Source organism: Streptomyces roseolus, from assembly GCF_014649855.1.
Taxonomy (GTDB): domain Bacteria; phylum Actinomycetota; class Actinomycetes; order Streptomycetales; family Streptomycetaceae; genus Streptomyces; species Streptomyces roseolus.
In genome coordinates, this window is the sequence record NZ_BMTV01000029.1 from 62983 (window position 1) to 84010 (window position 21028).

General features: G+C 72.5%; 17 protein-coding genes. 13 read left to right on the top strand and 4 right to left on the bottom strand.

From position 1 onward, the window contains the following. Window positions 1-37 precede the first annotated feature (37 nt). From IE245_RS29275 to IE245_RS29290, 4 genes are all read left to right on the top strand, one after another. Window positions 38-1927, top strand: coding sequence for an IucA/IucC family protein (locus IE245_RS29275; RefSeq protein ID WP_229851650.1), 1890 nt, complete (start codon window positions 38-40; stop codon window positions 1925-1927). Window positions 1928-2025: 98 nt separating this feature from the next. Further along, window positions 2026-2808 (top strand): GNAT family N-acetyltransferase, encoded by a 783-nt coding sequence (locus tag IE245_RS29280; protein ID WP_189952969.1) that lies wholly within the window; start codon window positions 2026-2028, stop codon window positions 2806-2808. 60 nt (window positions 2809-2868) lie between these two features. Beyond that, on the top strand, window positions 2869-4692 hold the full coding sequence (locus tag IE245_RS29285) for an IucA/IucC family protein (RefSeq protein WP_189952972.1): 1824 nt from the start codon (window positions 2869-2871) through the stop codon (window positions 4690-4692). 50 nt (window positions 4693-4742) lie between these two features. Then, window positions 4743-6716 carry an ATP-dependent DNA helicase gene (locus IE245_RS29290; RefSeq protein ID WP_189952974.1) on the top strand — a complete coding sequence of 658 codons (1974 nt, stop codon included), beginning with the start codon at window positions 4743-4745 and terminating at the stop codon, window positions 6714-6716. 133 nt (window positions 6717-6849) lie between these two features. On the opposite strand, the gene lexA is transcribed toward IE245_RS29290, so the two are convergent. Beyond that, window positions 6850-7638 carry a transcriptional repressor LexA gene (gene lexA / locus IE245_RS29295; RefSeq protein WP_031010805.1) on the bottom strand — a complete coding sequence of 263 codons (789 nt, stop codon included), beginning with the start codon at window positions 7636-7638 and terminating at the stop codon, window positions 6850-6852. Between the two features lie 437 nt (window positions 7639-8075). Here lexA and nrdR point away from each other — a divergent pair, with 437 nt between their 5' ends. Both nrdR and IE245_RS29305 read left to right on the top strand, forming a co-directional pair. Continuing rightward, on the top strand, window positions 8076-8582 hold the full coding sequence (gene nrdR, locus IE245_RS29300) for a transcriptional regulator NrdR (RefSeq protein ID WP_189952976.1): 507 nt from the start codon (window positions 8076-8078) through the stop codon (window positions 8580-8582). Between the two features lie 174 nt (window positions 8583-8756). Beyond that, complete coding sequence (locus IE245_RS29305; RefSeq protein ID WP_189952978.1) at window positions 8757-11654, top strand: vitamin B12-dependent ribonucleotide reductase; 2898 nt, start codon at window positions 8757-8759, stop codon at window positions 11652-11654. Between the two features lie 96 nt (window positions 11655-11750). Here IE245_RS29305 and IE245_RS29310 read toward each other — a convergent pair whose 3' ends face one another. After that, a complete protein-coding gene (locus IE245_RS29310; RefSeq protein ID WP_189952980.1) occupies window positions 11751-12281 on the bottom strand; it encodes a TerD family protein in 531 nt (176 codons plus the stop codon). Window positions 12282-12517: 236 nt separating this feature from the next. Between IE245_RS29310 and IE245_RS29315 the strand changes: the two genes are divergently transcribed. Beyond that, window positions 12518-13123 carry a YdbC family protein gene (locus IE245_RS29315; RefSeq protein ID WP_189952982.1) on the top strand — a complete coding sequence of 202 codons (606 nt, stop codon included), beginning with the start codon at window positions 12518-12520 and terminating at the stop codon, window positions 13121-13123. A 4-nt stretch (window positions 13124-13127) separates the two neighbouring features. On the opposite strand, the gene IE245_RS29320 is transcribed toward IE245_RS29315, so the two are convergent. Beyond that, entirely contained in the window at window positions 13128-13826 is a 699-nt protein-coding gene (locus IE245_RS29320; RefSeq protein WP_189952984.1) for a TetR/AcrR family transcriptional regulator, read from the bottom strand. Window positions 13827-13918: 92 nt separating this feature from the next. Between IE245_RS29320 and IE245_RS29325 the strand changes: the two genes are divergently transcribed. From IE245_RS29325 to IE245_RS29335, 3 genes are read left to right on the top strand one after another with little or no spacing between them, the layout of a single operon-like run. Then, window positions 13919-15535 carry an ATP-binding cassette domain-containing protein gene (locus tag IE245_RS29325; RefSeq protein ID WP_189952986.1) on the top strand — a complete coding sequence of 539 codons (1617 nt, stop codon included), beginning with the start codon at window positions 13919-13921 and terminating at the stop codon, window positions 15533-15535. Window positions 15536-15568: 33 nt separating this feature from the next. Beyond that, complete coding sequence (locus tag IE245_RS29330; RefSeq protein ID WP_189952988.1) at window positions 15569-16228, top strand: histidine phosphatase family protein; 660 nt, start codon at window positions 15569-15571, stop codon at window positions 16226-16228. Between the two features lie 12 nt (window positions 16229-16240). Then, window positions 16241-17155, top strand: coding sequence for an ADP-ribosylglycohydrolase family protein (locus IE245_RS29335; protein WP_189952990.1), 915 nt, complete (start codon window positions 16241-16243; stop codon window positions 17153-17155). Window positions 17156-17203: 48 nt separating this feature from the next. Here the strand turns inward: IE245_RS29335 and IE245_RS29340 are convergent, their stop codons facing one another. Next, window positions 17204-18742 (bottom strand): MFS transporter, encoded by a 1539-nt coding sequence (locus tag IE245_RS29340; protein ID WP_229851651.1) that lies wholly within the window; start codon window positions 18740-18742, stop codon window positions 17204-17206. Between the two features lie 148 nt (window positions 18743-18890). Here IE245_RS29340 and IE245_RS29345 point away from each other — a divergent pair, with 148 nt between their 5' ends. The 3 genes from IE245_RS29345 (at window position 18891) to IE245_RS29355 (ending at window position 21022) form a co-directional block, all read left to right on the top strand. Next, window positions 18891-19517, top strand: coding sequence for a TetR/AcrR family transcriptional regulator (locus IE245_RS29345; RefSeq protein ID WP_189952994.1), 627 nt, complete (start codon window positions 18891-18893; stop codon window positions 19515-19517). An 85-nt stretch (window positions 19518-19602) separates the two neighbouring features. After that, window positions 19603-20310 carry a ribonuclease HII gene (gene rnhB / locus IE245_RS29350; RefSeq protein WP_189952996.1) on the top strand — a complete coding sequence of 236 codons (708 nt, stop codon included), beginning with the start codon at window positions 19603-19605 and terminating at the stop codon, window positions 20308-20310. A gap of 106 nt (window positions 20311-20416) precedes the next feature. Next, complete coding sequence (locus IE245_RS29355) at window positions 20417-21022, top strand: hypothetical protein (protein ID WP_189952998.1); 606 nt, start codon at window positions 20417-20419, stop codon at window positions 21020-21022. Window positions 21023-21028: the final 6 nt, after the last annotated feature.

Sequence of the window (21028 nt, forward strand, 5' to 3'; positions counted from 1 at the left end):
CCGGACCGCCCCCGGCCCCCTCCCCAAGGAAACCCGCGTGAACGCCACCCCCACCTCCCAGCTGACCGCGACCCCGACCGCGATCGTGACCCACCCGGACGCCGAGGAATCCACGGTCCCGCGCCAGCACCACGGTCCCGCCCCCCTCCGGCCGTCCCGCCCCGGAGACACCCGGGCCGGCGAACCGCACCGCTCCGGCGCCCCCGCCGCCGATCCGCTGGACGACCCGGACCCGCGGCGCGCGGCCGACGCCGCCGCCCTGGAGAACCTCCTCCGCTGCTGGGTCCGCGAGAAGAACCTCTCCGCCCCCGACACCGCCGCCCTCCGCATCCCCCTCGACGCCAGCGGAACCGCCCTCCTCGTCCCCGTCGCCTACTGGTCGCCCACCGGCTGGCACCGCTTCGGCACGCCCACCCTGGAAGGCCTCCCCTCCACGGCCCCGGCCGTCGACGCCGTCACCCTCGCCGCCCTCCTCAGCCGCGAGACCGGCCGGTCCGAGGCCACCGAACTCGTCGGCCGCGTCGCCGACTCCGCCCGCCGCACCGCCGACTTCCTCACCGCCCGCCGCCGCGACCTCCGGCCCCACCCCGACGCCGACCCCTTCCTCGCCGCCGAGCAGTCCCTCCTCCTCGGCCACCCGCTCCACCCCACCCCCAAGAGCCGCGAAGGCCTCTCCGACGCCGAGGCCCGCCTCTACTCGCCCGAACTCCACGGCGCCTTCCCCCTCCACTGGTTCGCCGTCGACCAGACCCTCCTCGCCTCCGACTCCGCCTGGACCGAACAAGGCCGCCCCGTCACCGCCGAGCAGCTCGCCGCCGGCCTCGCCGAAGGCCTCGCTCACCCCGCCGGCACCACCCCCCTGCCCCTGCACCCCTGGCAGGCCCGCGAGCTGCTCCACCGCCCCGACGTCCGCGCCCTCCTCGACCGGGGCCTCCTCCACGACCTGGGACCCCACGGCAGCCACTGGCACCCGACCTCGTCCGTACGGACCGTCCACCGCCCCGGCGCCCGCGCCATGCTCAAGCTCTCCCTCGGCCTGCGCATCACCAACTCCCGCCGCGAGAACCTCCGCAAGGAACTCCACCGCGGCGTCGAGGTCCACCGCCTGCTGCGCACCGGACTCGTCGACGAGTGGCAGGCCGCCCACCCCGGCTTCGACATCGTCCGCGACCCCGCCTGGCTCGCCGTCGACGCCCCCGACGGGACCCCCGTCCCCGGACTCGACCTGATGATCCGGCACAACCCCTTCGGTCCCGGCGACGACGCCGTCTGCCTCGCGGCCCTCACCGCGCCCCGTCCCCGGCCCGGGGCCTCCGGCATGGGCTCCCGCCTCGCCGACCTCGTCGACCGCCTCGCCGACCGTACGGGCCGCCCCGTCGCCGCGGTCTCCGCCGAGTGGTTCCTCCGCTACCTGGACCAGGTCGTCCGCCCCGTCCTCTGGCTCGACGGCCACGCCGGCATCGCCCTGGAGGCCCACCAGCAGAACACCCTCGTCCTCCTCGACCCCGACGGCTGGCCCACCGGCGGCCGCTACCGCGACAACCAGGGCTACTACTTCCGGGAGTCCCACCGGGCCGAGCTGGAGAGCCGCCTCCCCGGCATCGGCGCCCACAGCGACACCTTCGTCTCCGACCAGGTCACGGACGAGCGCTTCGCCTACTACCTCGGCATCAACAACGTCCTCGGTCTGATCGGCGCCTTCGGCGCCCAGCGGCTCGCCGACGAGCGGATCCTCCTCGCCGCCTTCCGGTCCTTCCTCGCCTCCGCCACCGGCCTCGGCTCGCCCCTCCCGCACCGCCTCCTCGAAGCGGCCACCCTCCGCAGCAAGGCCAACCTGCTCACCCGCCTCCACGGCCTCGACGAGCTCGTCGGCCCCGTCGACACCCAGTCCGTCTACGTCACGATCACCAACCCCCTCCGCGCCTGAACGCCCCGGCGGCCCCACCGGCCGCCCCCGCCCCGACTCATCGGCGCGTCCCCCGACCACCCACCGAGGGGCGCCCCCGACCCACGGAAGACCGCCGCATGTCCATACATCCGGACCACAGACACGACGCCGGCACCCCGGCCACCGACCACCCGCCCGCCGGAACGGCGGGCGCTCCGGCGGGCGACGACACCCTCGACCTCCGCGTCGACGACCTCGTCGACCTCCTCGCCAGAAGCGGCACCGGCACCGGGACCAGTACCGGCACAGGCACCAGGACCGAAGCCGAAGCCGGAACCGCCGTCGGCACCGACCTCCTCGACGCGGTCGCCTCCTGGGCACCGGCGGTCACCCGCTTCGGCGTCTTCCGCCTCGTCCCCGTCCGCCCGGAGCGCGACCTGCCCCTGCTCACGCGCTGGATGAACGACCCCGCCGTCGCGGCCTTCTGGGAACTCGCCGGGCCCGACACCGTCACCGCCGACCACGTCGGCGCCCAGCTCGAAGGCGACGGCCGCAGCGTCCCCTGCCTCGGCGTCCTCGACTCCACCCCGATGAGCTACTTCGAGATCTACCGGGCCGACCTCGACCCGCTCGCCCGGGCCTACCCGGCCCTCCCGCACGACACGGGCGTCCATCTCCTCCTCGGAGGCGCCGCGGACCGCGGCCGCGGCGTCGGCACCGTCCTCCTGCGGACCGTCGCCGACCTCGTCCTCGACCACCGTCCCCGCTGCACCCGCGTCGTCGCCGAACCCGACATCCGCAACACCCCCTCCGTCTCGGCCTTCCTCAGCGCCGGATTCCGCTACGCGGCGGAGATCGACCTCCCCGACAAACGGGCCGCGCTCATGATCCGCGACCGGTCCCTCCGTCACGTCCTGTGAACATCCACTGCCCTTGATCCACCGCTCGACCCACAGCGGTTCCCCCTTCGAGGAGTCCTTGTGACGACGTCCCCAGCACCCCACGACTCCGGACGACCCGCGGCCACCGCCGCGCCCGCCCCCGAACTGCTCGCGCCCCCCGAGCTCAACCCCACCGCCTGGACCCGCGCCGGCGCCCGCACCCTCGCCAAGGCCCTGGGAGAGTTCGCCTACGAGGAGATCATCGACCCCGTCGCCGAAGGCCCCGACAGCCCCGGCCGGTACGCCCTCGCCCTCGACGACGGCACCCCCCTCGCCTTCACGGCCCGCCGGGGCGCGTACGGCAGCTGGCGCGTCGACCCCGACACGATCACCCTCGACGGCCGCCCGCTGACCGACCCCCTCGACCTGCTCGTCCGCGCCCGTCGGCTCCTCGGCCTCGACGGCGCCACCCTCGGCCACCTCATCCGCGAGCTCTCCACCACCCTCGCCGCCGAAGCCCGCCTCGATCACACCGCCCTCCCCGCGGGCCGCCTCGCCGACCTGTCCTACGCCGAGCTGGAAGGGCACCAGACAGGCCACCCCTGGCTCGTCCTCAACAAGGGCCGCATCGGCTTCTCCGCCGGCGACGCGGCCCGCTGGGCCCCCGAAGCCCGCCGCGCCACCCGGCTCCCGTGGATCGCGGTCAGCAACCGCATCGCCGCCTACCGCGGCGTCGCGGGACTCGCCACCCCCGAGCGCCTCTACGCCGGCGAACTCGACGCACCCGTCCTCGACGCCTTCCGCGCCGAGCTCACCGCCAGAGGCCTCGACCCGGACGCGTACCTGCTGCTCCCCGTCCACCCCTGGCAGTGGGACGAGGTCCTGCTCCCGCTCTACGCCCCGGCCATCGCCTCCGGCGCCATCGTCCCGCTCCCCGCCGACACCGACCTCCGCCTGCCGCAGCAGTCCATCCGCACCTTCCTCAACACCAGCCGCCCCGACCGGCACACCGTGAAACTGCCGCTCTCCGTGCTCAACACCCTCGTCTGGCGCGGCCTCCCCACCGAACGCACCCTCGCCGCCCCCGCCGTCACCGCCTGGGTCCACGGCCTGCGCGACGCCGACCCCTTCCTCCGGGAGGAGTGCGGCGTCGTCCTCCTCGGCGAGGTCGCCTCCGTCACCGTCGGGCACCCCCTCTACGACCGGCTCCCCGAAGTCCCTTACCAGTACAAGGAACTGCTCGGTGCGATCTGGCGCGAACCCCTCCGCCTGCCGCCCGGCGAGCGCGCCCGCACCCTCGCCTCCCTGCTCCACACCGACCCCGGGGGCCGCGCCTTCGTCGCCGAACTCGTCACGCGCTCCGGCCTGGCCCCCGCCGTCTGGCTCCGCCACCTCTTCGCCGCCCTGCTGCCGCCGCTGCTCCACTTCCTCTACCGCTACGGCACCGTCTTCTCCCCGCACGGCGAGAACGCGATCGTCGTCTACGACGAGCAGGACGTCCCCGTCCGCCTGGCGATCAAGGACTTCGTCGACGACGTCAACATCAGCGCCCACCCGCTCCCCGAGCACGACACGATGCCCGAGGACGTCCGCGCCGTCCTCCTCACCGAGGAGCCCGGCTTCCTCACCCAGTTCATCCATTCGGGGCTCTTCGTCGGCGTCCTCCGCTACCTCGCCCCGCTGTGCGAGGAACAACTCGACGTGCCGGAGGGGGACTTCTGGGCCCTGGTGCGCGCCGAGATCCTCCGCCACCAGGAACGCTTCCCCGAGCTGAAGGAGCGGTTCGAGCTGTTCGACCTGCTCACACCCCGGATCGAACGGCTCTGTCTCAACCGCAACCGGCTGCACATGGACGGCTACCGCGACCGCCCCGACCGCCCGCACGCCGCCGTCCACGGCACCGTCCCCAACCCCCTCGCGTGACCCGGAGGAGTGCCCCCGCTGTCGGCGCGGACCCGTAGGCTGGGAACGCTATGACGAAGCCATCCCTCCCCGACCTCCTCCACGCCGCCGTCGCCGCCGTCGGCGGCACGGAGCGCCCCGGCCAGGTCACCATGGCCGAGGCCGTGGCCGAGGCCATCGACGACAACTCCCACCTGCTCGTCCAGGCGGGCACCGGCACCGGAAAGTCGCTCGGCTATCTCGTGCCGGCGCTCGCGCACGGGGAGAGAGTGGTGGTGGCCACGGCCACGCTGGCGCTCCAGCGCCAGCTCGTCGAGCGCGACCTGCCGAGGACGGTCGAGGCGCTCCACCCGCAGCTGCGCCGCCGCCCCCAGTTCGCCATGCTCAAGGGCCGGTCGAACTACCTGTGCCTGCACCGCCTCCACGAGGGGGTGCCGCAGGACGAGGAGGAGGGCCTCTTCGACCCCTTCGAGGCGGCCGCGCCCACCAGCAAGCTCGGCCAGGACCTGATCCGGCTGCGCGACTGGGCGGACGAGACGGAGACCGGCGACCGGGACGACCTGACGCCCGGCGTCTCCGACCGGGCCTGGGGCCAGGTCTCGGTCTCCTCCCGGGAGTGCCTCGGCGCGAGCAAGTGCGCCTACGGGGCGGAGTGCTTCGCCGAGGCGTCCCGTGAGCGCGCCAAGCTCGCCGACGTCGTCGTCACCAACCACGCCCTGCTCGCCATCGACGCGATCGAGGGCGCCCCCGTGCTCCCGCAGCACGAGGTCCTGATCGTCGACGAGGCGCACGAGCTCGTCTCCCGGGTCACGGGCGTGGCCACCGGCGAGCTCACCCCCGGCCAGGTGAACCGGGCGGTGCGCCGGGCCGCCAAGCTGGTGGACGAGAAGGTCGCCGACGAGCTCCAGACCGCGGCGGAGGGCTTCGAGCGGGTCATGGAGCTCGCCCTGCCGGGCCGTCTGGAGAAGATCCCGGAGGATCTGGCGTACGCCCTGACGGCGCTGCGCGACGCGGCCCGCAACGTGATCACCGCCCTGGGGAACACCCGGGACCGCTCGGTGCAGGACGAGGACGCGGTCCGCAAGCAGGCGATGGCCTCGGTCGAGACCGTCCACGGCGTCGCCGAGCGGATCACCCACGGCTCCGAGTACGACGTCGTCTGGTACGAGCGCCATGACCGCTTCGGCGCCTCGCTGAGGGTCGCGCCGCTCTCGGTCTCCGGGCTGCTGCGGGAGAAGCTCTTCACCGAGCGTTCCGTCGTGCTCGCCTCGGCCACGCTCAAGCTCGGCGGCGACTTCAACGGCGTGGGCGCCTCGCTCGGCCTCGCGCCCGAGGGCATCACCGGGGACGACCTCCCGGTCTGGAAGGGCATCGACGTCGGCTCCCCGTTCGACTACCCGAAGCAGGGGATCATGTACGTCGCCAAGCACCTGGCGCCCCCGAAGCGGGACAGCGACCGGGGCGACATGCTGGACGAGCTGACCGAGCTGATCCAGGCGGCCGGCGGCCGCACCCTCGGCCTGTTCTCCTCGATGCGGGCGGCGCAGCTGGCGGCGGAGGAGCTGCGGACCCGCATCCCCGAGTTCCCGATCCTGCTCCAGGGCGAGGACACCCTGGGCGAGCTGATCAAGAACTTCGCGGCCGACCCGCGGACCTGTCTCTTCGGCACCCTGTCGCTCTGGCAGGGCGTGGACGTGCCCGGGGCCAGCTGTCAGCTGGTGGTCATGGACAAGATCCCCTTCCCGCGCCCGGACGACCCGTTGATGAGCGCGCGCCAGAAGGCGGTCGAGGAGGCCGGGGGCAACGGCTTCATGGCGGTGGCGGCGACGCACGCTGCGCTGCTGATGGCCCAGGGCGCCGGCCGACTCGTCCGGGCGACGGGGGACCGGGGAGTGGTGGCGGTCCTGGACCAGCGCCTGGCCACCGCCCGGTACGGCAGTTATCTCAAGGCCTCGATGCCCGACTTCTGGTACACGACCGACCGCAACCAGGTCCGCAGGTCGCTCGCGGCGATCGACGCGAAGGCGAAGGCGGACGGCGCCTGAGCGAGGGGTGCGGACATGCCTCCGGCCCCGGCGGAGAGCCGGGGCCGGAGGCGAGCCAGGAGAGCGGGTCGTACAGCGGACCCCGGGACCGGCGCAGTGGATCCCGGGGCCCGGTCGGAGCCGGCGGGTGCGGTCAGACCCGCCGCAGCACGGCGACCACCTTGCCGAGGATCGTGGCCTCGTCACCGGGGATGGGCTGGTACGCGGCGTTGTGCGGGAGCAGCCAGACGTGGCCGTCCTCGCGCTTGAAGCGCTTCACGGTGGCCTCGCCGTCGAGCATGGCGGCGACGATGTCGCCGTTCTCCGCGACGGGCTGGCGGCGGACGGTGACCCAGTCGCCGTCGCAGATGGCGGCCTCGATCATGGAGTCGCCGACGACCTTGAGGACGAAGAGCTCGCCGTCGCCGACCAGCTGCCGGGGGAGGGGGAACACGTCCTCGACCGACTCCTCGGCCAGGATGGGGCCGCCGGCCGCGATCCGGCCGACCAGTGGCACGTACGAGGCCGCGGGCTTGCCGGTGGTGTCGGTGGGCTGGGTGCTGGGCTGGTCCGAGCCGCGGACCTCGTACGCCCGGGGGCGGTGCGGGTCGCGGCGGAGGAAGCCCTTGCGCTCCAGGGCCATCAGCTGGTGGGCCACCGACGACGTGCTGGAGAGGCCCACCGCCTGGCCGATCTCGCGCATCGACGGCGGGTAGCCCCGCCGCTGGACCGAGTCGCGGATGACTTCGATGACCCGGCGCTGGCGGTCGGTGAGGCCGGAGCTGTCGGCCCTGATGCCTGGAGGCCGTCCGGGGAGGGCTCGGGCGGGGCGCCCGGGCTCTTCGCCGTTCATGGCTGTGTCGTTCATGGCGTGCACCGGCTCGAGTCGGCCCTGGGAGCGATCCTGGGCGGTGATGGTGGCGCTGTCTGCGGTGGTGGTCACGTCGTCGGCCCCTCTCGATTGGTCTCCCTGGCTGGCACAACGGTAGTAGCTTTCGAAAGGTTGCGCCAAACACACGTTCGAGTGAAAAACCGCAGATTGCCTTACGCGTGTGCGAGTGGGGGTGTATGGGAGTGGGCCCTCGGGGGGCGGCCCCCTCCTTACGGTAGCCTTCGCCGCTGGGTTTCCTGACTCCGGCGCGCCCTCCCGCATCTCCCGTCCGCGGGTCGCGGGCGCGGCTTCGGGGTGCCGCGACACGCTGGGGGTGTCGTACCCCCTTGAACCCAAGATCTAGTGGTTGGATGTCACCGGCCGCCCAGGGGTAGTGGTCCCCGGTCTGCCGGGGTGCTGTCCATCGCCTATGCTGGTGGTCGCTTCGAGGGCCTTGACGGGTCGACCGAGGCTGTTCAGTCGTGCCGTGAGGAAGAGGGTCGTAACCAATGCACTGCCCCTTCTGCCGGCACCCCGACAGCCGGGTCGTCGACAGCCGCACCACCGACGACGGCACGTCGATCCGACGTCGCCGCCAGTGCACCGACTGTGCCCGCCGTTTCACCACGGTGGAGACCTGTTCGCTGATGGTGGTCAAGCGCTCCGGCGTCACCGAGCCCTTCAGCCGCACCAAGGTCATCTCCGGCGTGCGCAAGGCGTGCCAGGGGCGGCCGGTCACCGAGGACGCCCTGGCCAAGCTCGGCCAGCGGGTCGAGGAGGCGGTGCGCGCCACCGGCAGTGCCGAGCTGACCACCCATGACGTGGGCCTGGCCATCCTCGGGCCGCTGCAGGAGCTCGATCTCGTCGCGTACCTGCGCTTCGCGTCCGTGTACAAGGCTTTCGAGGGACTCGAGGACTTCGAGGCCGCCATCGCGGAACTCCGCGTGCGGCCTCCCGCTGGGAACGACGGGACGGGCGCCCCCGAGGCGCCCGCTCCCGCCGGCACCGCCGACTGACGGCGGCCCGGGCCTTCGTGGGCCCGGTCACCGGCCGCGGTGCGGCCGTGAAGACCTGCCCCGGGCGGCCCGTGCGGCGCCCGTGGGTCGAGCAGTACAGAACGTAGTACAGAAGACGGTGCTCTGGGATTATCTGGGCGCCAAAGGGTGTTTTGCCCGTATATGGGAGGCGGCATGACAGAGACGGCGAGCGGCCCGGCACGTGGTTCCCGCACCAAGGGAGCCAAGGCGACGAGCAAGGGCCTGCGGATCGAGCGCATCCACACCACCCCCGGCGTGCATCCGTACGACGAGGTGAACTGGGAGCGCCGTGACGTCGTCATGACCAACTGGCGCGACGGCTCGATCAACTTCGAGCAGCGCGGCGTCGAGTTCCCCGACTTCTGGTCGGTGAACGCGGTCAACATCGTCACCAGCAAGTACTTCCGCGGGGCCGTCGGCACCCCGCAGCGCGAGACCGGTCTGAAGCAGCTCATCGACCGCATCGTGAAGACCTACACGAAGGCCGGCGAGGACTACGGGTACTTCGCCTCGCCCGCCGACGCGGAGATCTTCGAGCACGAGCTCACCTACGCCCTGCTCCACCAGATCTTCAGCTTCAACTCGCCGGTCTGGTTCAACGTCGGCACGCCGCAGCCCCAGCAGGTCTCCGCCTGCTTCATCCTGTCCGTCGACGACTCCATGGAGTCGATCCTCGACTGGTACAAGGAAGAGGGCATGATCTTCAAGGGCGGCTCCGGTGCCGGCCTGAACCTCTCCCGCATCCGCTCCTCCAAGGAGCTGCTCTCCTCCGGCGGCAACGCCTCCGGCCCGGTCTCCTTCATGCGCGGCGCCGACGCCTCCGCCGGAACCATCAAGTCCGGTGGCGCCACCCGCCGCGCCGCCAAGATGGTCATCCTCGACGTCGACCACCCGGACATCGAGAACTTCATCGAGACCAAGGTCAAGGAGGAGGAGAAGATCCGCGCGCTGCGCGACGCGGGCTTCGACATGGACCTGGGCGGCGACGACATCACGTCCGTCCAGTACCAGAACGCCAACAACTCCGTCCGCGTGAACGACGAGTTCATGAAGGCCGTCGAGTCCGGCGGGAAGTTCGGCCTCCGCGCCCGCATGACCGGCGAGGTCATCGAGGAGGTCGACGCCAAGTCGCTCTTCCGCAAGATGGCCGAGGCCGCGTGGGCCTGCGCCGACCCGGGCATCCAGTACGACGACACCATCAACCGCTGGCACACCTGCCCCGAGTCCGGCCGCATCAACGGCTCGAACCCGTGCAGCGAGTACATGCACCTGGACAACACGTCCTGCAACCTCGCCTCGCTGAACCTCATGAAGTTCCTCAAGGACGACGGCAAGGGCAACCAGTCCTTCGACGTCGAGCGCTTCGCCAAGGTCGTCGAGCTCGTCATCACCGCGATGGACATCTCCATCTGCTTCGCCGACTTCCCGACCCAGAAGATCGGCGAGAACACCCGCGCCTTCCGCCAGCTCGGCATCGGCTACGCCAACCTCGGCGCCCTGCTGATGGCGACCGGCCACGCGTACGACTCCGAGGGCGGCCGCGCCCTCGCCGGCGCCATCACCTCCCTGATGACCGGCACCTCGTACAAGCGCTCCGCCGAGCTCGCCGCCGTCGTCGGCGCCTACGACGGCTACGCCCGCAACGCCGAGCCGCACCAGCGCGTCATGAAGCAGCACGCCGACGCCAACGACAAGGCCGTCCGCATGGACGACCTGGACTCGCCGATCTGGGCCGCCGCCACGGAAGCCTGGCAGGACGTGATCCGCCTCGGCGCCAAGAACGGCTTCCGCAACGCGCAGGCCTCGGTCATCGCCCCGACCGGCACCATCGGCCTCGCGATGTCCTGCGACACCACCGGCCTCGAGCCCGACCTCGCCCTGGTCAAGTTCAAGAAGCTCGTCGGCGGCGGCTCGATGCAGATCGTCAACGGCACCGTCCCGCAGGCCCTGCGCCGCCTGGGCTACCAGGAGGAGCAGATCGAGGCGATCGTCGCCCACATCGCCGAGCACGGCAACGTGATCGACGCCCCCGGCCTCAAGACCGAGCACTACGAGGTCTTCGACTGCGCCATGGGCGAGCGCTCCATCTCCGCGATGGGCCACGTCCGCATGATGGCCGCCATCCAGCCCTGGATCTCCGGCGCCCTCTCCAAGACCGTGAACCTGCCGGAGACGGCGACGGTCGAGGACGTCGAGGAGGTCTACTTCGAGGCGTGGAAGATGGGCGTCAAGGCGCTCGCGATCTACCGCGACAACTGCAAGGTCGGCCAGCCGCTCTCCGCGAAGAAGAAGGAGGACGAGAAGGCCGAGGTGACCGCGAAGACCGAGGCGACGATCCGCGAGGCCGTCGAGAAGGTCGTCGAGTACCGCCCGGTCCGCAAGCGCCTCCCGAAGGGCCGTCCGGGGATCACCACCTCCTTCACCGTCGGTGGCGCCGAGGGCTACATGACCGCCAACTCCTACCCGGACGACGGTCTCGGCGAGGTCTTCCTGAAGATGTCGAAGCAGGGTTCGACCCTCGCGGGCATGATGGACGCCTTCTCCATCGCCGTCTCGGTGGGTCTGCAGTACGGCGTGCCGCTGGAGACCTACGTCTCGAAGTTCACCAACATGCGCTTCGAGCCGGCCGGCATGACGGACGACCCGGACGTGCGGATGGCGCAGTCGATCGTCGACTACATCTTCCGCCGCCTGGCGCTGGACTTCCTGCCCTTCGAGACCCGCTCCGCGCTCGGCATCCACTCCGCCGAGGAGCGTCAGCGCCACCTGGAGACCGGCTCGTACGAGCAGTCCGTCGAAGACGTCGACGTCGAGGGCCTGGCCCAGTCCGCCCCGGTCGCCACGGAGCTGAAGGCCGTCGCCGCCCCGGCCCCGACGGCCAAGGCCGAGGTCCCGGCCCCGAAGCAGGCGCACACCTCGGCGGAGCTCGTCGAGATGCAGCTCGGCATCAGCGCCGACGCCCCGCTCTGCTTCTCCTGCGGCACGAAGATGCAGCGCGCCGGCTCCTGCTACATCTGCGAGGGCTGCGGCTCGACCAGCGGCTGCAGCTGACATCCGGCGCGGCTGACGCGTGACTGACGAAGGGGACCGGCCGTCGGCCGGTCCCCTTCGGCGTGCCCGGGCTCGGTATGTCCGGGCTCGGCGGGCTCAGGCGCGCGCCGTGCCCATCAGCGAGCCGAAGGACTGCGGGTCCGTGTCGAAGCCCCGCCGCAGGGGACGGAAGGTCCAGCCGGACGAGGCCTCGCGGACGAATTCGACGACGGTCACGGCGGTGGCGTCGGCGACGCCGCCGAAGTCGTACGTCAGCAGTTCCGTGTAGCCCTCGCTGATCCGGACCGAGGCCTGGGCTATGCGGCCGAAGGTCACCCGGCCGCCGCCCTGCTGTATCACCACACCGACCACCACGCGGGTGTACCGCTCGGCGAGCCGGTCCAGTTCGAGCGTCATCGCCTCGTCGTAGCCGAACCCCTGCCCCGTGCGGCTGTCACGGAGGAGGGTGATCGTCCCGTCGGGGGAGCGGCTGCCGAAGTGGACCAACTGCGCGGGCGTGCCGTGCGGGTCGTCGGCGGTGAAGACGGCGGCGACGAGGTCCAGGTCGTGCGCGGGCGCGCCCGCGGGCGCCGGATCCCACTTGAGCGCCACCTCCACCTTGCCGACGCCCTTGCTGAGTCCGCTCACGATGCCTCCCCTTTCCCCGTGTCCCCGCGAGGACCCTTCGCCCCGGGTCTCTCCCTTCATGGTGTCACGCACGTGCGACAGCCGGACCGGTCGCACCGGTCTCCGGGGCGCGTACCCGCCCGGAATACGACCTCCGACTGGCCGGAATGGGAGGGGTCCTGACGAGGGCTCACGTCGGGTCGCCCATCTGTGGCGACGGTCTGCCGGGGCGCTCTCCGGACCCGTACGATGGCGCGGTGCTGGTCAAGTGGATTCGCTGCGCCGTCGTGGACCGTCGAGGGTTCGAGCGGGGACAGCGGAAGTGGGCGGGGCTGCTCGGGGAGCCGGGTTTCCGGGGGCAGGGCGGCGGCTGGAGCCGGGCCCGTCCCGAGATCGCGCACGTCTTCTCCTTCTGGGAGAGCCGGGCCTTCTACGACTCCTTCATGGCCCGCTCGCACGACCGGCTGGCCGCCGCGCAGTCCGGTACGTACAAGGACGCACAGGTCAGGCTCTTCGATCACCGCTTCGACGTGAAGACCGGTTTCGAGCCGAAGTTCGCCGACGCGGACGTGGCACGGGTGGCGCACTGCCGCGTCCACGAGGAGCGGGTCGAGCACTTCGCCCTGATGCAGGAGAAGGTGTGGAACCCGGCGATGGCCGGGTCGCCGGGCATGCTCCGGGGCTTGTTCGGGGAGGCGCCCGGTCACGAGTTCCTGGTGCTCTCCCTCTGGAACTCCGCCGCCGAGCACGGCAAGTACCGTGAGGAGCGGGTGGAGCGCCTCGGTCTGCGGGCGCAGACCGAGGCCGACGTGGCGGCGCTCTCGGGTGACGTGGTGCGCCTCGAACCCACCTGGACCGTCTGAGCGTTCAGCCCTCGCGGGTGCCCGGGGAAGGGGCCGTGGCGGTGGCCGGTCTTCCGGCCGGCCCGGTGAAGACGCCTGCCGTCACGGCCGCGAGCGCCGCGTCCGCCGCCTGGTCCGCGAGTCGTCCGTCGACGGCTTCGCGGGTGACGAAGAGACGGAGGAAGAGCGGGGCGGAGACCGCGCGGACCACGGCGCCGGCGTCGGTGCCGACGGGCGCCTCGCCCCGGTCGACGGCGCGCGCCACGACCGTCTCGCAGCGGCGGAACCTCTCGCCGTAGAACGCGCGCAGGGCGTCGGCCGCGCGCGGTGACTGGAAGGCGGCGCCGACGAACGCGGTGGGTGCGGCGGCGTCGGCGGGGTCGCGGAAGCCGTCGACGACCTCGTGGGCGAGGGCGCGCAGGTCGCCGGCGAGGCTGCCGGTGTCCGGCGGCGTCCACTCGTCCTCCCCGGCGAGGTCGAGGGCGTCGGCCACCATGCCCTCCACGCTGCCCCAGCGGCGGTAGAGCGTCGTCTTGTGCACCCCCGAGTGTTCCGCCAGGTACTCCACCGTCAGTGAGGGGTAGCCGTGCTCGGCCAGCCCCGTCAGGACGGCGTCGCGGACGGCGGCCCGGGTGCGGGCGGTGCGTCCGCCGGGGCGTCGGCTGCCGGGGGCGGGACCGGGTGCGGTGGTGGCGTCGTCGGGATCCTCGGCCGAGTCGTTCAATTGCTACTCCCGTTGCGTTAGTAACTCCGAGTGTGCCACACTCGCTGCTAACGCAACAAGGGTTGTGTTTGCCTGTTTCGCCGGGAGGCACCATGCCCGCACAGATCTCGCTCCACGACGTCACCGTCTCCCGGGGGGAGCGGTTGCTCCTCGACCGCGTCTCCCTCTCCGTCCGCCCCGGCGAGCGGGTCGGGATCGTGGGGGAGAACGGCGCCGGGAAGTCGACCCTTCTCCATCTCCTCGCCGGCGCCGTCGCACCGGACGAGGGCCGGGTGACCGTCCTGGCCGACGGAGCTCCGCGGCTCGTCCGCCAGACCCCCGAGCTGCCGCCGGAGGACACGGTGGCCGACGCCGTCGACGCGGCCCTCGCCGAGTTCCGCGCCATGGAGACGCGCCTGCGGGTCCTCGAAGCCCGCCTGGACCAGGCGGGCGCCGAAGACCTCGCCGCGTACGGTGACCTGCTCACCGCCTACGAGCTCCGCGGCGGATACGAGGCCGACGCCCGTGTCGACAAGGCGCTCCACGCCCTCGGGATCGCCCACGTCCCCCGGGAGCGCAGGCTCGGCAGCCTCTCCGGGGGAGAGCAGGCCCGGCTCGGCATCGCCGTCGCCGTGGCCTCCGCGCCCGAGGTCCTGCTGCTCGACGAACCCACCAACCACCTCGACGCGTCGGCCCTCGACTGGCTGGAGGAGTCCCTCTGCGGCCACCGCGGGACCGTCGTCGCCGTCTCCCACGACCGCGTCTTCCTGGAGCGCGTCACCACCGCCCTCGTCGAGGTCGGCACCGACCTGCGGAGCCTCGTCCGTCACGGCGAGGGGTACGCGGGATTCCGCGCCGCCCGCGAGGCCGCCCGCCGGCGCCGCCGGCAGGAGTACGAGGAATGGCGCGCCGAGACCGAGCGCCTGGAGGCGTACGCGCAGGGCGCCGCCCACGCCGTCGCGGCGGGCCGCGTCATGAAGGACAACAACAAGATGGCCTACGACCGGGCCGGCGGCCGCGTCCAGGCATCCGTCTCGGGGCGCGTCCGCAACGCCCGGGAGCGGCTCCGCCGCCTCAGGGACGACCCGGTGTCCGCACCGGCCCCGCCCCTCTCCTTCACCGCACGCCCCGAGGCGGGCGCGGTCCAGGGGGAACTGCTCGGCCTGGACGGGGTCCGGGTCGGCGGGCGGCTCGCGGTCGACGCCCTCACCGTCGGGGCGGGCGAGCGGCTCCTCGTCCACGGGGACAACGGCGCGGGCAAGTCCACCCTGCTGCGCGTCATGGCCGGCACCCTCCTCCCCGACCGGGGCGAGGTGCGCCGCCGGGGCCGGACCGGCTTCCTCGCCCAGGAGGTCGCCGTCCCCCGGCCGGCCGAGTCGCTGCTCACCGCCTTCGGCCACGGACTGGGGCTCGGGCTCGACGAGGAGGAGCTGACCGAACGGCTCCTGTCGTACGGACTGTTCCGGCCGGACGACCTCGCCGTGCCCGTGGGAGCCCTCTCGGCGGGACAGCTGCGCAGGCTCGCGCTCGCCAGGCTGCTCGCCCGTCCCGCGGACCTGCTGCTCCTCGACGAGCCCGCCAATCACCTCGCCCTCGGCCTGGTCGAGGAGCTGGAGGAGGCCCTGGAGGAGTGGGCCGGCGCCGTCGTGGTGGTCTCGCACGACCGCGAACTGCGGCGGAGGTTCACCGGGCGGATACGCCGGATGGACTCCGGGCGCCTCCTCGATTGAGCCGAACGGGGCGGCTCCCTCTAGGGTCGGACCATGGCACGACCGCGGCGCATCGTCCTCGTACGGCACGGGGAGTCCGAAGGCAACGTCGACGACTCCGTCTACGAACGGGAGCCCGACCACGCCCTCCGGCTCACCGCGACCGGTCGTCGGCAGGCGGAGGCGACGGGGGAGCGGCTGCGGGAGCTCTTCGGCGACGAGGCGGTCAGCGTGTACGTCTCGCCGTACCGCCGCACCCACGAGACCCTGCAGGCCTTCCGGCTGCCGCCGGGGCGGATCAGGGTCCGCGAGGAGCCCCGGCTGCGGGAGCAGGACTGGGGCAACTGGCAGGACCGGGAGGACGTACGCCTCCAGAAGGTCTACCGGGACGCGTACGGCCACTTCTTCTACCGCTTCGCGCAGGGGGAGTCCGGAGCCGATGTGTACGACCGGGTCGGGGCGTTCCTGGAGAGCCTCTACCGCAGCTTCGAGGCCCCCGACCACCCGCCGAACGTCCTGCTGGTCACCCACGGGCTGACCATGCGCCTCTTCTGCATGCGGTGGTTCCACTGGAGCGTGGCCGAATTCGAATCGCTGTCGAACCCGGGCAACGCGGAGACCCGGGTCCTGACCCTCGGGGAGGGGGGACGCTACCGCCTTGACCGCCCGTTCGAGCGCTGGTGTACCCCGGAACCGTACGGGCCCACCGGATAGAGTGGCGCACCGATGACCGCTGACTCCTCATTCGACCGGCGCTTCGACCGCGCCCTCGCCAGTCTGCGCGGACTGGCCGTGGGGGACGCACTGGGCTCCCAGTTCTTCGTCCCCGCGCACTACCCCCTGCTGAAGCGGCGCGAGCTGCCGCAGGGTTCCTGGCAGTGGACCGACGACACGGAGATGGCCTGCTCCGTCCTGGCCGTCCTCGCCCGACACGACCGCGTCGACCAGGACGCCCTGGCCGCCTCCTTCGCCGACCACCACGACTTCGACCGCGGTTACGGGCCCGCCGTCAACCGGATGCTCCGGCTGATCCGGGAAGGCGGCGACTGGCGCGAGCTGTCCGCGGCCCTCTTCAACGGCCAGGGGTCCTGGGGCAACGGCGCCGCGATGCGCGTCGCCCCGCTCGGCGCCTGGTACGCCGGCGACCCCGAACAGGCCACCCATCAGGCCGAGATCTCCGCCTACCCCACCCACCAGCACCGCGAGGCCGTGGTCGGCGCCATGGCCGTCGCCGCGGCGGCCGCCCTCGTGGCCGATCCGGCCGGTCCCCCCACGCCGGAGGCGCTGCTCGACGGGGTCGTCGCCCTGGTCCCGCGCAGCGCGGTCGGCGCGGGACTGCGCCGGGCCCGCGACATGCTGGACTACGGCGACGCCGGGACCGTCGCCGCCGTGCTCGGCAGCGGGCGGCGCACCAGCGCCCACGACACGGTGCCCTTCGCCCTCTGGTCGGCGGCCCGCGGCCTGGGCGACTTCGAGACCACGTTCTGGACGACGGCCCAGGTCGGCGGGGACGTCGACACGACCTGCGCCATCGCCGGCGGCGTGGTGGCGTCCGCCGCCGAGGGCGCTCCCCCGGCCGACTGGCTGGAGCGCACCGAGGCCCTTCCCGCCTGGATCCCGCGGGGGACGGCCCGGAGCTGAACGCGACGGAGGGGCGGGCCCGCGCGGGCCCGCCCCTCCGTCCCCCCGTCAGGCCACGGGGCCCGCGGCCTCGGCCTTGCCGCTGAGCGCCTCCAGGTCGCTCCTGCGGACCCGGATCACCAGGACCGCCGTCAGCAGCGCGACCGCGACCATCGCCACGGCGGCGGTGAAGGCGGTCGCGATGCCCGAGGTCAGCACCTCGTGGCTCCACGGTGCCGGGAGCTCCTTCGTCCGCAGGAACTCGGCCTGCTGCTCCGGCGTCGCGGTGGCGAGGAAGTCCGGCACCTGCTTCTCGCCCTCGGTGCGGCTCGCCGTGCCGAAGACCGTGACCAGGATGGAGAGGCCCAGCGAGCCGCCCACCTGCTGGGTCGCGTTGAGCAGGCCGGACGCGGCCCCCGCCTCGTGCTGGGCGACCCCCGAGACGGCCGTCAGGGTGAGGGTGACGAAGTTGAGGCCCATCCCGAAGCCGAAGAGGACCATCGGGCCGAGGACCCCGCCGACGTAGCTGCTGTCCGCCTCGATGAAGGTCAGCCAGAAGAGGCCGACGCCGGTGATCGTGGAACCGGTCACCATGAACGGCTTCGGGCCCACGGTGGGCAGGAACCGCTGCGAGAGGCCGGCGCCCGTCACGATCGCCACCGTGACCGGCAGGAACGCGAGGCCGGACGCGATCGGGGAGTACCCCAGTACGTCCTGCACCCACAGGACGATGAAGAAGAACATGCCGAACATGGCGGCCGCGAGGCTCAGCATGATCACGTACGTCCCCGAGCGGTTGCGGTCGGCGAACATCCGCAGAGGCGTGATGGGTTCCTTCGCGCGCGACTCGACCAGCGCGAAGGCGACGAGGAGCACCACGGCGGCGGCGAACGAGCCGACCGTAAGGGAGTCCCTCCAGCCCTTCTCCGAGGCGCGGATGAAGCCGTAGACCAGCGCCGCCATGCCGAGTGTGGAGGTGGCCGCCCCCATGATGTCGAAGCGGCCGGGGTGGCGCTCGGACTCGTTGATGTACCGGGGTGCGAGGAAGGCGATCAGCAGGCCGATGGGCACGTTGACGAAGAGGACCCAGCGCCAGTCCAGCCACTCGGTGAGCATGCCGCCGGCGAGCAGGCCGATCGCGCCGCCGCCCGCCGAGACGGCGGCGAAGACGCCGAACGCCCGGTTGCGCGCCGGGCCTTCGGGGAACGTGGTGGTGATCAGGGCGAGCGAGGTCGGCGAGGCGATCGCGCCGCCGACGCCCTGCAGCGCCCGGGCGGCGAGCAGGTGCCAGGGCTCCTGTGCGAAGCCGCCGAGCAGTGAGGCGAAGGTGAAGAGCAGGATGCCGGCCATGAAGACCCGGCGGCGGCCGAGGATGTCGCCCGCCCGGCCTCCGAGGAGCAGCAGCCCGCCGAAGGTCAGCGTGTAGGCGCTGAGCACCCACGACAGATCGGTGGTGGTGAAGGAGAGCGCGTCCTGGATGTCCGGCAGCGCGATGTTCACGATCGTGGCGTCGAGGACGACCATCAACTGGCAGGCGGCGATGACCGTCAGTGCGATTCCCGGCCGTCCCCCCGGGCCGGCGAGGCCTTTCCCGGCCTGTGTGTCCACCGGAGTTGTTGTCACTATGGATCCCCCACGGAAGAATGAGTGAACGTGACCGTTCACTGTTCTTCACGGTAGTGAGTCCCCCTCAGTGAACGCAACCGTTCACTGGGCGCTGCCGGTGGTTTCCCTCGGCCCCAACGGAGAGACCCTGATGATGACTTCGCGCTCCATGGCCGCCGCTCGGCCGGACGGAGCGACGTCCCGCAGGCGCGGACCGGTGCTCGAACGCGCCATCCTGGACGCGGCGCTCGACCAGCTGAGCAGCGTCGGATGGAACGCCCTGACCATGGAGCGTGTCGCGCTCGGGGCGCAGACGGGCAAAGCCGCGGTGTACCGGCGCTGGCCGTCCAAGGAAGACCTGGTCGCCGACGCCCTCCGGGCCGGACTGCCCCGCTTCGACGAGGCCCCCGACCTCGGCGGCTTCCGGGACGAGCTGTACGAGCTCTGCCGCCGGGTCCGCGACGTCATGAACTCGCGCTCCGGCCTCGCCCTGCGCGCGGTCCTTCACGAGTGCGACGAGGAGGCGGCCGTACGCTTCCGCGCCCTGATCGAGACCGGTGTCGTCGGCCCCTCGAAGCGGCTCTTCGCGCGCGTGCTGGAGCGCGGGATCACCCGTGGGGAGGTGCGCGCCGACGCCTTGGACGACCTCGTCCTCGACGTCATCCCGGCGATGATGATGTACCGCTCGAAGGTGTGCGGCAGCGAATGGCCCGATGAGGAGATGGCCGATGTCATCGACCGGATCATGGTGCCGCTGGTCCGCTCGGCACCGGCCTGACCGGGGCCGCGGCACGGGGAGAGGAGCGCCTGGCGGGAATCCGGGTACCGCACGCGGTGCCCGGCGGCGTAACCTGTCAGGCGCCATGCCGTACGAACCTCCCACCCACACCGTCGAGCGGTCGCTCCGAGCCACCACCGGCGCCAAGATCGTCGCCGGGGTCGACGAGGTCGGACGCGGGGCATGGGCCGGGCCCGTCACCGTGTGCGCGGCCGTCACCGGCCTGCGCCGTCCCCCCGAGGGCCTGACCGACTCCAAGCTGATCACTCCGAAGCGGCGTACCGCCCTCGCCGTCGAGCTGGAGCGCTGGGTCACCGCCTACGCGCTCGGCGAGGCGTCCCCGCGGGAGATCGACGAACTCGGGATGACCGCGGCCCTCCGCCTCGCCGCGGTCCGGGCGCTCGAGGGGCTCCCGGTCCGACCGGACGCGGTGATCCTCGACGGCAAGCACGACTACCTGGGCAGCCCCTGGCAGGTGCGCACGGTGATCAAGGGCGACCAGTCCTGCGTCGCCGTCGCCGCGGCCTCCGTGATCGCCAAGGTGCGGCGGGACGCCATGATGGCCGAGCTCGAGACCGCCCCCGGCTGCGCGGGCTACGGCTTCGGCGCCAACGCGGGCTACCCTTCGCCCGTCCACAAGGCCGTCCTCGAAGAGCTGGGTCCCACCCCGTACCACCGGCTCTCCTGGTCCTACCTGGACGCGATGCCCCGGTGGCGCCATCTCAAGAAGGTCCGCCTCTCCGCGGAGGCGGCCGCTCTGGAGAGCGGGGGCCAACTCGGCTTCGACTTCTGATCTTCCGGTCGCGGGACCTCACCGACGCGGTCCCCGCCGGCCGGGGGCGCCTCCGCGCGCCCACCCGACGGTGCCGTCCGAAACGGCATTTGATAGACATCCACCCATGCCTCTCCCTCCCGAGGAGCCTCAGATTCACGAGAGCGCCCAGGGTCCTAGCGCCACGGCCGCCGGCCGTCCCGCGCCGACCCCACGTCCCGTACCCGGCCCCCGTTCGGCGGCCTCCCCGCGTCCCGGTTCGGCCCGCCCCGCGCCGCCGGCCCAGCGGCCCGTGCCGGGTCCGCCCGCACCCAAGAACCGTCCGGAGAATCGTTCCGGCGGTGACGATCCGCAGCTCCAGCTCATCCCGGCTCCCGCCGACGGCGCCCTCGACGCCGCCGAGGAGGCCCTCGACCTGCTGCTCGACAGCGGCAGGTCGCCCGGCGAGGTGCTGGTCCTCACCACCGGCGAGCGCCACCCGTGGGCCGCGCACGAGCTGTCCTTCGGCGAGGCGTCCTACTGGGCCCAGCAGGACACCGCCGAGGACGTCTTCTTCGCGGACGCCGCCTCGGTGGACAAGGTGACCGCCCGTCCCGTGGTGATCGTCGCCCTCAACGGCGGCGACGACGTGGCCGCCCGCACCCTGCCGGTCGCCCGGTCCCGCGCGGGCGCCCTGCTCGTGGTCTGCGGAGACCCGGAGCGGGTCACCGCGCTCCTGGGCGCCGGAGTCTGACGGTCG

What these genes read in the sequence shown, in the direction of transcription:
- IE245_RS29280 (WP_189952969.1), top strand. Translation starts at nt 2,026, where the DNA reads ATGTCCATACATCCGGACCACAGACACGACGCCGGCACCCCGGCCACC.
- IE245_RS29290 (WP_189952974.1), top strand. Translation starts at nt 4,743, where the DNA reads ATGACGAAGCCATCCCTCCCCGACCTCCTCCACGCCGCCGTCGCCGCC.
- nrdR (WP_189952976.1), top strand. Translation starts at nt 8,076, where the DNA reads ATGCACTGCCCCTTCTGCCGGCACCCCGACAGCCGGGTCGTCGACAGC.
- IE245_RS29305 (WP_189952978.1), top strand. Translation starts at nt 8,757, where the DNA reads ATGACAGAGACGGCGAGCGGCCCGGCACGTGGTTCCCGCACCAAGGGA.
- IE245_RS29325 (WP_189952986.1), top strand. Translation starts at nt 13,919, where the DNA reads ATGCCCGCACAGATCTCGCTCCACGACGTCACCGTCTCCCGGGGGGAG.
- IE245_RS29330 (WP_189952988.1), top strand. Translation starts at nt 15,569, where the DNA reads ATGGCACGACCGCGGCGCATCGTCCTCGTACGGCACGGGGAGTCCGAA.
- IE245_RS29335 (WP_189952990.1), top strand. Translation starts at nt 16,241, where the DNA reads ATGACCGCTGACTCCTCATTCGACCGGCGCTTCGACCGCGCCCTCGCC.
- IE245_RS29345 (WP_189952994.1), top strand. Translation starts at nt 18,891, where the DNA reads ATGATGACTTCGCGCTCCATGGCCGCCGCTCGGCCGGACGGAGCGACG.
- rnhB (WP_189952996.1), top strand. Translation starts at nt 19,603, where the DNA reads ATGCCGTACGAACCTCCCACCCACACCGTCGAGCGGTCGCTCCGAGCC.
- IE245_RS29355 (WP_189952998.1), top strand. Translation starts at nt 20,417, where the DNA reads ATGCCTCTCCCTCCCGAGGAGCCTCAGATTCACGAGAGCGCCCAGGGT.